General features: G+C 67.3%; 8 protein-coding genes. 5 read left to right on the forward strand and 3 right to left on the reverse strand.

The features are described from left to right. Positions 1 to 104 precede the first annotated feature (104 nt). Together AB4083_RS02250 and AB4083_RS02255 are read right to left on the reverse strand one after the other, a co-directional pair. Positions 105 to 560 (reverse strand): RidA family protein, encoded by a 456-nt coding sequence (locus tag AB4083_RS02250; protein ID WP_441606129.1) that lies wholly within the window; start codon positions 558 to 560, stop codon positions 105 to 107. Positions 561 to 612: 52 nt separating this feature from the next. Further along, positions 613 to 1911 carry a DUF5690 family protein gene (locus tag AB4083_RS02255; RefSeq protein ID WP_441606130.1) on the reverse strand — a complete coding sequence of 433 codons (1299 nt, stop codon included), beginning with the start codon at positions 1909 to 1911 and terminating at the stop codon, positions 613 to 615. Positions 1912 to 2403: 492 nt separating this feature from the next. Between AB4083_RS02255 and AB4083_RS02260 the strand changes: the two genes are divergently transcribed. The 5 genes from AB4083_RS02260 to AB4083_RS02280 all read left to right on the forward strand — a co-directional run bounded on the left by AB4083_RS02260 (position 2404) and on the right by AB4083_RS02280 (position 10915). Next, positions 2404 to 8763, forward strand: coding sequence for an autotransporter-associated beta strand repeat-containing protein (locus tag AB4083_RS02260; protein WP_441606131.1), 6360 nt, complete (start codon positions 2404 to 2406; stop codon positions 8761 to 8763). Positions 8764 to 8779: 16 nt separating this feature from the next. Further along, positions 8780 to 9004, forward strand: a complete 225-nt coding sequence (locus AB4083_RS02265) for a hypothetical protein (protein ID WP_441606132.1) — start codon at positions 8780 to 8782, stop codon at positions 9002 to 9004. A gap of 68 nt (positions 9005 to 9072) precedes the next feature. Continuing rightward, positions 9073 to 9519, forward strand: coding sequence for an ArsR/SmtB family transcription factor (locus tag AB4083_RS02270; protein ID WP_441606133.1), 447 nt, complete (start codon positions 9073 to 9075; stop codon positions 9517 to 9519). A gap of 78 nt (positions 9520 to 9597) precedes the next feature. After that, entirely contained in the window at positions 9598 to 10302 is a 705-nt protein-coding gene (locus AB4083_RS02275) for a DUF899 domain-containing protein (RefSeq protein WP_441606134.1), read from the forward strand. Between the two features lie 19 nt (positions 10303 to 10321). Beyond that, positions 10322 to 10915, forward strand: a complete 594-nt coding sequence (locus AB4083_RS02280) for a DUF899 family protein (RefSeq protein ID WP_441606135.1) — start codon at positions 10322 to 10324, stop codon at positions 10913 to 10915. Between the two features lie 205 nt (positions 10916 to 11120). Here the strand turns inward: AB4083_RS02280 and AB4083_RS02285 are convergent, their stop codons facing one another. Further along, entirely contained in the window at positions 11121 to 12557 is a 1437-nt protein-coding gene (locus AB4083_RS02285) for an MFS transporter (RefSeq protein WP_441606136.1), read from the reverse strand. Between the last annotated feature and the right edge of the window lie 127 nt (positions 12558 to 12684).

Raw genomic sequence — 12684 nt, forward strand, 5'->3', positions numbered from 1 at the left:
GGGGTGAGCCAAAAGCGAACCCCAATCCCTACCCCAGCCCCTGCGTGACATAGCGGTGCCGGGCAAAGTTGGGGTTCGCCTTGGGCTCACCCCAACCTACGTGGTCAGGGCACGACCGCCGTCGCCTCAACCTCCAGCAGCAAACCTTCGCGCGCCAGCTTGTTCACCTCGACCAAGGTGCTCGCCGGCGGATGCTGCACATCGATGTACTTGTCCCGCGCCGCACGCAGCGCCTTCAGCTGCGTCATGTCGGTGACATACATGTTGATCTTCACCACGTTGCGGAAGCTCGCGCCCGACGCTTTGAGCGCCGTATCGATATTGGCGAACACCTGCTCGGCCTGCGCCGCGAAATCGCCGGCGCCGACCAGGTTGCCTTTGGCGTCCAGCGCGATCTGGCCGGAGAGATACAAGGTGCGCGCACCGGCCGGCACTTCCACCACATGCGTATAGCCGGTGGGCTTGGACAGGCCGGCAGGGTTCAGATAGCGCACATCGGCAGCGTGGGCGGAACCGGCGGACACAACAAGGGCGAGACAGCAGGCGGTACGTATGAACACGGCACACTCCTGGCGCTTGGGGAGAACGCCGATCATAGCCAAGCTGCCGCATTCAGGCCGGCGCGGGTACGCCAATCGCCACGTGGCGCCGCGCCTTGGCGCGGAAGTACGCCGCCGAGACCAGGGTCACCAGCATGCCGAAGGTCGACAGCAGCACCACCGTCTGCGCGTAGAACGCGGCCCAGGACAGGTGCATGCCGCCGAACTCCTTGGCCAGGATGATCGCCACGCTGCCCATGTAGCCGCTGGCGTCGGCGATATACATCACGAAGCCCACGTTGCCGGTGACGCGGAAGGTCGCCAGCATGCGCTCGAAGAACGTGCTGTTGTACGGCACGTAGGCCAGGTACAGGCCGAAGCCGCTGCCGCCGATCCAGCCCAGCGGGCTGATCAGGCCGCGCTCGTGCAGCCAGGTGGCCAGCACGGCGGTGGCGAAGCCGCTGAAGATCAGCACGTGGTTGAGCATCAGCGCGCGGAAGTTGTCGCGCACCGCCATGGTCGCGGCGGTGATCAGCAGCACGGCGACCGCGATCGGCAATTCGGTGGCGGTGAACACCGAGGCATCGCCGCCGCGGCCGAGGTCCGCCCAGATCTCCGCGGCGAAGTTGTCGCGGAAATCGCGCGCCACGGTCAGCGCCACATAAGCGACCACGATCATGGCCACGCCCGGCAGGAAGCGCGCCAGGAACGCGCGGCGGGTGGCCGCGTCCATCGGCACGCGCGCATGGCGTTCGGCTACGTCGCCCGCATCCGGTGCGGGCAGGCGTTCGAGCAGCCACACCGACAGGCACAGCGGCGGCACGAACATGAGGCCGGTGGCGAACGGCATCCAGAACTCGCTTACGCCATGGCGCACCATCAGCCAGGTGCCCACCGACTTCACCACGCCGGAGCCGACGATAAAGCTGGCGCACATGCACGCGGCCATCAGCTCGGTGCCGCGGCGCCCTTCGAGATAACCGAAGATCACGCCCCACACCATGCCCAGCGGCAGGCCGTTGAGAAACAGGCAGGCGATATTCCACGGCGCCGGCAGCAGGGCGAAGCCGAGCAGCGCGAGCCAGGCGAAGGCGATCAATCCGGCCAGCGCGCGGGCGCGGCTGTGCCGCTGCATCTGCGCGATCCAGGTGATGCCGCGCACCTTGCTCAACATGTAGCCGAACACCTGGGCGATCACCAGCCACACTTTGTAATCCACGCCGGCGAAGTGCAGGCCGGCGAATTCCGCCGCAGTGAACGGCTTGCGGAAGGCGTACATCGACGCATAAGCCAGAAAGGCCGCGCCGCCGGCGAGCAGGTTGACCGCCATCGGGGGCAGCGAGGAAGCGGTCGACGGGGAGGGGGAACGCACGCGAGAGTCCTGCCGGGGAATAGCCGGCAGGGTGGGCGGCGCAGGTTACAGCGGGATGGCGATACATAGGCGCCGCCGGGCACCTGGCGCAACCAGCCGGAAGTTGCATTGTTCCGTCCCATCCGCGCGAGCACGATAAGTGTGCGAGCTGGCGGACAGGCATGACGGATAGCGATGTCTACGCGCCCGGCTCGAGCAAGGGGGCGTCGGGCTTTCCGCGCGGCGGCAGGCACGGCGCAAGGTCCAATCCATGCGGTTGCCGGGACGTTCGTTGGGGAGCGCCGATGGAAGCCGTTTCCATCGCGCGCGGCGAAGCTTCGTTCGATGCACGCCGGTGTTGCCTGCGCCATGGGCGCCAGGCGTAGCTGCAAAGCGCGCCCCCGAACGATCGGTCTATGTCATCCGCCAGGGCTTGCCATCGATAGCGCAAGTGCGGTCCCCGGCGATTGCCGCGCGTGGCCGATCGATCGACCAATAGACAGGGGTACCGTCATGAACCGTATTTATCGGCTGGTCTGGAATCGTTCGCTGCGCTTGCCGCAGGTGGCTTCCGAACTGGCGCATTCACGCCGCAGCGTGTCCGGCGCGGGCATGGCGCGCATCGCACCGGCATGGCGCCCGTTGGCGCTGGCGATCGGTCTGGCGATGCTTTCCTCGACGGCATGGGGCGCCTGCACTTCCAGCGCCAGCAATATTCCAGCCTGCAGTGCGCCAGGTGGCGCGGGCATTCCGCAGCGCACGGGTGGCGGCGGCGCCGGTAATGGCAGCGGCGGTGGTGCGAGCGTGTTCAATTCGGGTACCGGCACCACGGACCCGGTGGTCGGTTCGCCGGCCGCCGCAAACGGCACCGGCGGCGCGGGCGCGGCGGGTACGAGCGCGGGCGGCAGCGGCGGCAGCGTGGGTACTTCCGGCGGCGGCGTGCTCGATATCACCGCAACGTCAACCGGCGGCGCAGGTGCGAATGGACAGGATGCCCTGAGTTTCGCCAGCGGTGGCGGTGGTGGCGGTGCCGGCGTGGTCTTCTCGGGCATCCAGTTGAATATCGACCCCGGTGCGATAGCGGTTGGCGGCGCCGGTGGCGCGGGTGGCAACGGCAACGTCGCCTTCAGCTCGAGCAACGGCGCCGGTGGCGGTGGCGGCGGCGCGGGTGTGCTGGCCAGGGCTGACGACGGCGATCTCCAGATCAACGGCCAGGTCACCGGCGGCGCCGGTGGCGTGGGCGGTGGCGGCGGCAACAACGGTGGCGGCGGTGCTGGTGGCGACGGCGTACTCGTGCTGGGCCAGAACATTTCGACCACCAATAGCGGCGTCATCACCGGCGGCGCCGGTGCGGCGGCCGGTACCGCCACGTTCGACAACTCCGCGCAGGGCGGCAGCGGCGGCGCCGGCGTCAACCTGGTCGGCCAGTTCGCCACGCTGGAGAACGACGGCAGCATCACCGGCGGCGCGGGTGCCATGGGCGGACAGGGCGGCACCGGCGTGGTGACCTGGGGTGACAACACCATCGTCAACGGCCCTGGCGGCAGCATCAGCGGCGGGCTCAATCCCGACGGCAGCACGGCGCTGGCGATCCAGTTCAACGGCACCGGCAATGCGCTGACCATGTTCGACGGCGGCAGCATCGTCGGCGGCATCGACCTGGCGGCCGGCGCGCAGGCGCGCGTGTTCGCGCAGGACGTGAACATGGTGCTGGACAACGCGATCACCCTCGGCGCCGGTTCCACCATCACCGGCGACATGAACGGCGCGGATGGCCTGCAATTCTCCGGCCCGATTTCCGGCAGCGGCGCATTGGCCGTGACCGGCGCGGGCACGCTCACGCTTTCCGGTACCGGCACCTATACCGGCGGTACCTCGATCGACGTCGGTTCCATCTTGCAGATCGGCAATGGCGGCACCACCGGTTCGATCGTCGGCGACGTGCACAACCAGGGCACGCTCGCCTTCAACCGCAGCGATACGGTGGCGCTGGGCGGCGTCATCGACGGCAGCGGCAACCTTGAGCAGGACGGCGCCGGCACGCTGGTGCTGTCGGGCGTCAATACGTATACCGGTGCCACCACCATCAACAGCGGCACGCTGGCGCTCAGCGGCAACGGCAGCATCGCCAGCTCCAGCGGCGTGGCGGTGAACGGCACGTTCGATATCAGCGGCACCAGCAGCGGCGCTGCGGTGCAGGCGATCAGCGGGGCCGGCCATATCGTGCTCGGCAACGAGACGCTTACGCTGACCAATGCCAGCGGCAGTTTCGATGGCCTGCTCAGCGGCAGCGGCGGGCTATCGATCAGCGGCGGTTCGCAGACGCTCACCATCGCGCAGGCTTATACCGGCGCCACTGGTATCGGCGTCGGTGCCACGCTTGCGCTGACGGGTGCCGGCAGCATCGCCTCGTCGCAGGTCGTATCGGCGGATGGCACGTTCGATATTTCGGGCACCACGTCCGGCAGCAGCATCCAGTCGCTTGCGGGTGCCGGCTCGGTGGTGCTGGGCACACAGAACCTGACACTGATCCAGGCCAATGCGCTGTTCGCCGGAATCATTTCCGGTTCGGGCAATGTCACGCTGGCCGGTGGTTCGGAAACCTTGTCCGGTATCAACACGTACACCGGGCAGACCAGCATCGATGGCGGCGCCACGCTGGCGCTGAGCGGTGCCGGCAGCATCGCCGCGTCGAGTGGCGTGGTGGATGACGGCAGCTTCGATATCTCTGGGACCACCAGCGGTGCCGATATCCGCACTTTGACCGGTAGCGGTTCGGTGTTGCTGGGCGCGCAGTATCTCAATCTCACCAACGCCAGCGGCACCTTCGCGGGCAACATCTCGGGCAATGGTGGCCTGAGCATCGCCGGTGGTACGCAGACGTTGAGTGGCGCCAACACGTATACGGGCCAGACCACGGTCGCCAACGGCGCTACGCTCGCGCTTACTGGCACGGGCAGCATCGCGGACTCCGCCGGCGTGCTGTTGAACGGCGGCACATTCGATATCGCAGGCACCAGCCTGGGTGCGTCGATCACGCGTCTTGCCGGCAACGGCAATGTCACGCTCGGTGCGGAAACGCTCACCTTGACCAACGGCGGCGGCACCTATGCCGGCGTGATCGGCGGCAGCGGCGGATTGACCGTCAGCGGCGGCGCGCAGACGCTTTCGGGCGTGCAGGCCTACACCGGCGCGACCAGCATCGGCAGCGGTGCGACGCTGGCATTGAGCGGACCGGGCAGCATCGCTGCGTCGAGTGGCGTGGCGAGCGACGGCACGTTCGATATCTCCGGCACCAGCAGTGGCGCCAGCATCCGCGCGCTCACCGGCAGCGGTACGGTCAACCTCGGTGCGCAGAACCTCACGCTGACCCAGGCCAGCGGTAGCTTCAGTGGCGCCATCGGCAGCACCGGCGGCGTCGAGATCAGCGCTGGCACGCAGACCCTGAGCGGCAACAACAGCTACACCGGCGCCACCACGATCGACAGCGGCGCCACGCTGGCGTTGAGCGGTTCCGGTGGCATCGCGTCGTCCAGCGGTGTGGCGAACGACGGTACGTTCGATATCGCCGGCACCACCGCCGGCGCGAGCATCCAGCAGCTTTCCGGCAGCGGCGCCGTCACGCTCGGTGCGCAGACGCTCACCATCGCCAACGCCGGCGGTTCGTTCGGCGGCATCATCTCCGGCACGGGCGGGCTCACGGTCGCGGGCGGCGCGCAGTTCCTCGGCGGCGTCAACACGTACAGCGGCCTGACCACCATCGATGGCGGCGGGGTGCTGGCCTTGTCCGGCAACGGCAGCATCGCCGCATCCAGCGGCGTGCTGGCGAATGGCTTGTTCGACATCGCCGGCACGACCAGCGGCGCATCCATCGCCAGCCTTGGCGGCAGCGGCGCCGGCAGCCAGGTGAATCTGGGCCTGCGCACGCTGACGCTGACCCAGGCCAGCGGCAACTTCGGCGGCAGCATCGGTGGCGCTGGCGACCTGGTACTTGCCGGCGGCACGCAGTCCCTCGGTGGCAACAACACGTATACGGGCGCCACGACCATCCAGTCGGGTGCGACGCTGGCGTTGACCGGCACGGGCAGCATCGCGGCGTCGAGTGGCGTGGCGAACGGCGGGACGTTCGATATCTCGGGTACCAGCGCAGGCGCCAGCATCAAGGCCTTGACCGGCAACGGCGGAGTGAATCTCGGTGCGCAGACGCTGACGCTGACCAATGCGAGCGGCAGCTATGACGGCGTGATGGCGGGGGCCGGCGGCGTCGCCATCGCCGGCGGCACGCAGGTGTTCAGCGCTACGCAGTCGTATACCGGCCAGACCATGGTAGGCACCGGTGCCATGCTCACCTTGACCGGGGCCGGCAGCATTGCTTCCTCCGGCGCGGTGACGGTCGATGGCACGCTCGACGTGACCGCGACCAGCAGCGGCGCCACCATCCAGGGCTTGAGCGGTGGCGGTGCGGTGAGTCTCGGCAGCCAGCCGCTTACGTTGGCTGGCAGTGGCCAGTTCGCCGGCGGGATATCCGGTGCCGGCGGCTTGAATGTCACCGGCGCGCAGACGCTGTCGGGCAGCAACACCTATACCGGTGCCACCGCGATCAATGGCGGCTCTCTTTCGCTGCAAGGGGCGGGCAGTATCGCGACGTCCAGCGGGCTTACGCTGACCAGCGGCACCTTCGATATTTCGGCCGCCGGCAGCGGTGCGACGGTGGCCAACCTCACCGGCAGCGGCAGCGTGAATCTCGGCGGCAACGTGCTGAATATCGCGCAGGCCACCGGCACGTTCGACGGCATCATCGGCGGCACCGGCGGACTGACCCTGAGCGGTGGCACGCAGACGCTTACCGGGGTGAACACCTATACCGGCGCGACCACCATCAACGGCGCCACGCTCGCGCTGCAGGGCAATGGCAGCATCGCGGCGTCGAGCGGCGTCACGCTCGCCAATGGCAATCTAGATATCTCGGCGACGACATCCGGCGCGTCGATCGCCGGGCTTGCCGGAACCGGCAGCGTGAATCTCGGCGGCCAGCCGCTGACCATCACGCAAGGCAATGGCACGTTCGGCGGCGTGATCGGCGGCGCAGGCGCGCTCACCGTGAGCGGCGGCACACAGACGCTCAGTGGCGCCAATACCTATACCGGCGCGACCACCGTCACCGGCGGCACGCTGGCGCTCACCGGCGGCGGCTCGCTGGTGCCGGCGACGGTGCTTGCCTTGAACGGCAGCGGTGCAGCATTCGATATCTCCGCGGCCGGCGCGCAGACCATCGCTTCGCTGGCCGGCGTCACGGGCAGCCGCGTGGCGCTAGGCGGCAATACCTTGAACCTCGGCAGCGGCACGTTTGCGGGCAGCTTCACGGGTAGCGGCATTTTGAACAAGCAGGGCAGCGCCGTGCTTACCGTCAACGGCGACAGCAGTGCCTTCACCGGCACGACCAACGTCACCGCGGGCACGCTCGCCGTGGGCGATGCGAGTTCGCCAACTGCGGTGCTGGGCGGCAATGTAGTGGTGAGCGCGCAAGGCAAGCTGCAGGGCCATGGCAGCATCGGCGGCAGTGTGACCAACAACGGCATGGTGGCGCCAGGCGGATCCATCGGCACGCTGGCGGTCGCCGGCAACTATGTGCAGGCGGTCGGCGGAACGCTTTCGATCGAGGTCAGCCCCACCGATGCCTCGCTGCTGAAGGTCGGCGGCAATGCCAACCTGGGTGGCACGCTGGCGCTGACCTACGACCCGGGCACCTACACCGCGCACCAGTACACCATCCTCACTGCGGGTGGCAGCGTCACTGGCACCTTCGGCAATGTCACCAGCACGTTTGCCAATGGCGCCGCCCTGGGCACGCTTACGCCTGCCGTCACCTATGGCGCGAACCAGGTCGGCCTGAGCCTGGCGACGCCCAGCGCTCCCGGCGCGCCCAGCGGCCCGGTGGTGATCGCACCGACGCAGACCTCCAACTACGCCGCGCTCGGCACCGCCGCGCTGCTGCGCGCGCAATCCGCCAACGCAGCGCTGGTGGACAGTGCGGTGCTCGACGACAAATCGCGCAAGGGCGACGGCCTGTGGGTGACCGCGGCCGGTGCAGGCACCGATATCGAAAGCCGCAGCGGCCAGCCCGGTTTTCATATGAACCAGTACGGCTTGATGATGGGTGTGGATCGCCCATGGGGCGACGCCACCGTCGGCATCGCCGCGGGTTTCTCGCACAGCAACCTGCGCGAGAACGTCACCGGCGATACCGCGCAGACCGACACCGTGCGCCTCGCCCTTTACGGCGCGCAGCCGCTCGGCGCGTTGCGTTTGTCCGGCAGCGTCGGCTATGCGTTCGACGACCTGTCGCAGAAGCGCAACTTCGCCGGCATCGGCGTGGCCGAAGGCGATCACGTGGGGCACGAGTTCACCGCGGCGCTGCAGGCGGCGATGCCCATCGCCGTCGGCGGCGGCACGCTGACGCCGAGCGTCGGTGCGCGCTATGCCTACTTCCATGGCAATGCTTTTGGCGAAGACGGTGCGCGTGGGCAGAACCTGCGCGTGGGCGCGGACAGCGCGCGCAGCCTGCAACCTTATGTGGGTCTCAAGTTCGACCAGTCCTTCGACCACGACGGCAAGCCGCTCGATCTGCAACTGCGCGCCGGCTACGCCACCGAAACCGCCGGCCGCCATCGCGGCGTAACGGTAGCCGCGCAGGATGGCAGCTTGTTCGCCGCACCCGGCACGGATCTGCCGCGCTCGTACGCGACGCTGGGGGCGAGTGTGGTGATGCATCCGACCAAGGCGTCGACTTTGTCGTTGAGCTACGACGCGTTGATCAACGTGGGACATGCGTCGGCGCAGGCGGCGTCAGTGACTTTCAGCTATCGGTTCTGAGGCGATGATGGTCCGGATGGATTTGCATCCGGACGACTGGGGTGAGTTTCTGCCCACGCCGAAGCCGGAAACGAATCGCGTCGACATCCAATGGATCGGCGCTGCCGACAAAGTGGCGTGCTGCCCGGCGAAGTGGCCTTACGAACAACCGCAGTGCATGGCGGTTCCGCCATGGCGAGCGTGGCTGCTTCGCGCCGCCGCTCCTTATTTTGAGTTCCTTGAGCTTTTTAATAGCCATTAATTGGCTCGTTCGTCTTTATTATCAATCAATTTGTTGACAGTAAACATATGTGTTGATATTCATCTCCCATGATGAATATCCAGCAGCTCCTGCACCTGGTCGACGCAACCGGCGACAACCCCGAACTCGCCCAGGAACGCCTCAACCAGGTGTTCTTCGCACTCTCCGACCCGGTTCGCCGGGACATCCTGGAGCGCCTGGACGGGCAGGCGCTGCTCGTGTCCGAAATCGCCGCGGCATTCGAGATCTCGCTGCAGGCGGTCTCGCGCCATATCCAGGTGCTGGTGCGCACCGGCCTGATCCAGCAGGAACGCACCGGCAGGATCAGCCGCTGCAGCCTGGATGCCGGCCCTATGCTGGAAGCGGCGGTGTGGATGAACCGCTACAGCAAGTATTGGCAGCAGCAGTTCGACCTGCTCGCCGTCACCCTGGCGGATATCGACGAGCGCCGCGCCGCGGCGCCGGCGAAGCCCGCGCGCAAGGCAGCGAAGAAACGCACGCCAGGCAGAAAGTAGACGCGCCGCGCCGGCGCGCACGCAGCACACCTTCTTCATGCAAGCCGCAACTCCCCCCTTTATCCCGAGGTAATGGTCATGGCTCAGCATCGCATCGTCAGTCACGAGGAATGGCTACAGGCCCGCAAGCATTTCCTCGCCAAAGAGAAAGAACTCACCCATCTGCGCGACGAACTCAGCCGGCAGCGGCAGCAGCTGCCGTGGGAGCGCGTCGAAAAGAACTATGCGTTCGACACCGACCAGGGCCAGGCGACGCTGGCCGAGCTGTTCGGCGAGCGCAACCAGTTGATGGTCTATCACCTGATGTACGCGCCGGAGTGGGAGATCAGCTGCAAGAGCTGCGCGTTCTGGGCCGACCATTTCAATGGCATCGTGCCGCATCTGGCCCAGCATGGAGTGGCTTTCGCGGCGATCTCGCGCGCACCCCTGGCCAAGCTGCAGAAGCAGGCGCGGGAGTTCGGCTGGAAGTTTCCATGGATTTCGTCGCTGGACGATTTCAACTACGACTACAACGTGTCGTTCCGGCCGGAAACGCTGGAGCAGGGCGAGGCGTACTACAACTACGGCACGATCAAGGTGAGCGGCACGGATTATCCCGGCGTCAGCGCCTTTTTCAGGGATGAGAGCGGCGTGGTCTACCACACCTATTCCGCTTACTCGCGCGGCATCGACATCTTCAATGCCGCCTACCAGTACCTGGACGCCGCGCCGCTCGGGCGCAACGAGGAAGGCCTGGCCTATCCGATGGAATGGGTGAAGCACCACATTGCCTACGGCAGCTGAGCGAACGGAGGACATCGCGATGAAGTACACAGACGTCAACGGCAAGCTCGCCGACTACCGCAGCCAGATCGCGGCGATCCGCGAGCAGATGCGCGAAACCCTGGCCGGCGTCGAGCCGCAGCCAGTGGCGGATTACGAGTTCGTCGACAGCCAGGGCAAGGTGCGCTTGTCGGAACTGTTCGGCGAACACGAAGACCTGATCGTCGTACACAACATGGGCGTGACCTGTTCGCATTGCACGCTGTGGGCGGATGGCTACAACGGCATCCACCAGCATGTGGTGACGCGCGCGGGCTTCGTGGTGTCCAGCCCCGACCGGCCGTCGGTGCAGCAGCGCATGGCCGAAACGCGCGGCTGGAAATTCCCGATGGTCAGCCACGAAGGCAACAGCTTCGCCAGGGACATGGGCTATGTCTCGCCCAAGGGCGGCTGGATGCCGGGCCTGTCGGTGTTCCGCCGCGAGGGCGACAGCATCCTTCGCGTGTCCGATACCGGCTTCAATCCCGGCGACGACTTCTGCGTGCTGTGGCATTTCTTCGACATGCTGCCGGGTGGCATCGGCGCGTGGCCCGGCGTGACGGCGACCGTGCCTTCCTGCTGCACGGGACATTGAGCGGAGGACCGGATCATGTGTCCTTTATGCATCGGTACCGCCTGGCTGATCGCCAGCGGCGTGAGTTCCGCCGGTGGCGCCGCCACCGTGGCGTGGCACTCGGTAACGAAGCGGCGCCGGCGCAAAGCGCACGGCGTAGGTTGGGGTAAGCGCAGCGAACCCCAACAGACGCAGGACGTGGTCGCACCGTCCGAGTTCGCCGCACTCACCCCAACCTGCGGCGAAACGCCATGCCCATCGCCAGCACCATCAACCCCGCTGCCACCCCAAACGTGATACGCATGCCTGATGCAACCGCCGCGGCAGTGGCGTTCGCCACATCGCTGGTGCCAACCGCGAACGCAAACACCCCCGCCATCGCCGACGCGCCGCTCACGAAGCCGAGGTTGCGCGACAAGCTGAGCATGCCCGACACCACGCCGCGCTGGTCCGTGGTCACGCCGCTCATCACGGCGGTGTTGTTGGACGCCTGAAACAAGGCATAGCCCATGGTGGTGACGGCGATGGGCCCGATATAGCCGGCCACGCCGAGCCACGCCGGCGAGCGCGCCAACGCCGACAGCAGCGAGGTACCGCAGGCGATGCCGATCAAGCCAAGCAGGGTGGTCCGCCGGCTGCCGAGGCGATCCACCAGCCGCCCGGCGGGCATGCCGCTCAGCGCGGCGACGCAGGGGCCCGCCGACAGCACCAGGCCGACCCAGGTCGGCGCCAGGCCGAGCGTGCGCGACAGATAGAACGGTCCGACCACGAAGGTCGTCATCATCACCGCGCACACCAGCGCGTTGATCGCCAGGCTCGCGCTGAAGCCGGCATGGCGCAGCATCGACAGGCGGATCAGCGGCGAGGCCACGCGCGTCTGCGCGTAGGCGAACAGCGCGGCGCCGACGAAGGCGGCGAGCAGCAGCGTGAGATTGAGCGCACCGAGCTGGCCATGGCCGAGCGTCATGGCCAGCGCATACGCCGCCAGGGTGAGCGCCAGCAGCACGGTGCCGATGGGATCGAAACCGGCATGCGTTCGTTTTTGTTCGGGCCGTTCCTTGGGCATGTGCCGCGACACCAGCGCGAACGCCACGATGCCGAGCGGCACATTGACCAGGAAGATCGACGGCCAACCGAACGCCGACGCCAGCACGCCGCCCAGCGAGGGTCCAAGCGCGGTACCGATGGCGGACATGGTGCCGAGCAGGCCCATCGCGCGGCCGATCCGTTCGCGCGGCACCGCTTCGCTGACGCTGGCGATGGTGAGCGCGAGCATGATCGCCGCGCCCAGTCCCTGTTCCGCGCGCGCCGCGATCAGCAGCCACAACTGGCTGCTCAGGCCGCACAAGGCCGAAGCGAAGGTGAAGCAGAAGATGCCCACCAGCAGCAGGCGGCGCCGGCCGAGCAGATCGCCGAGCCGGCCGGCGCCGACGATCAGGGTGGTGATCGCCAGCAGATAGGCCAGCACCACCCATTGCACCTGCTGGAACGTCGCGCCGAACGCCTTCGCCAGCACCGGCAGGCTGGTGTTGGCGATGCTGGTATCCAGCGACGGCAGCAGCATGGACAGCGCCAGGCCGGCCAGCGCCCAGCGCGTGGCGGGATGGTGCGTTTCGCTTTCGGCGGCGCATTCGCCGTGGGCGGCGACGAGGGGCTTGGACATGAAACCGGCGACTCCGATGCCTTGGTTGGCAGGCAAGGTAGTGCCCGCGAAGGCATGGCGGAAGACGCAGCATTTGCACTTTATCCGTGCGTTTGACGCCAGGTATCGCCGGTGCCATGGTGGCGCG

The organism is Dyella sp. 2RAB6 (assembly GCF_052115385.1).
Lineage (GTDB): Bacteria > Pseudomonadota > Gammaproteobacteria > Xanthomonadales > Rhodanobacteraceae > Dyella_D.

What these genes read in the sequence shown, in the direction of transcription:
- AB4083_RS02260 (WP_441606131.1), top strand. Translation starts at nt 2,404, where the DNA reads ATGAACCGTATTTATCGGCTGGTCTGGAATCGTTCGCTGCGCTTGCCG.
- AB4083_RS02265 (WP_441606132.1), top strand. Translation starts at nt 8,780, where the DNA reads ATGGATTTGCATCCGGACGACTGGGGTGAGTTTCTGCCCACGCCGAAG.
- AB4083_RS02270 (WP_441606133.1), top strand. Translation starts at nt 9,073, where the DNA reads ATGATGAATATCCAGCAGCTCCTGCACCTGGTCGACGCAACCGGCGAC.
- AB4083_RS02275 (WP_441606134.1), top strand. Translation starts at nt 9,598, where the DNA reads ATGGCTCAGCATCGCATCGTCAGTCACGAGGAATGGCTACAGGCCCGC.
- AB4083_RS02280 (WP_441606135.1), top strand. Translation starts at nt 10,322, where the DNA reads ATGAAGTACACAGACGTCAACGGCAAGCTCGCCGACTACCGCAGCCAG.
- AB4083_RS02285 (WP_441606136.1), bottom strand. Translation starts at nt 12,557, where the DNA reads ATGTCCAAGCCCCTCGTCGCCGCCCACGGCGAATGCGCCGCCGAAAGC.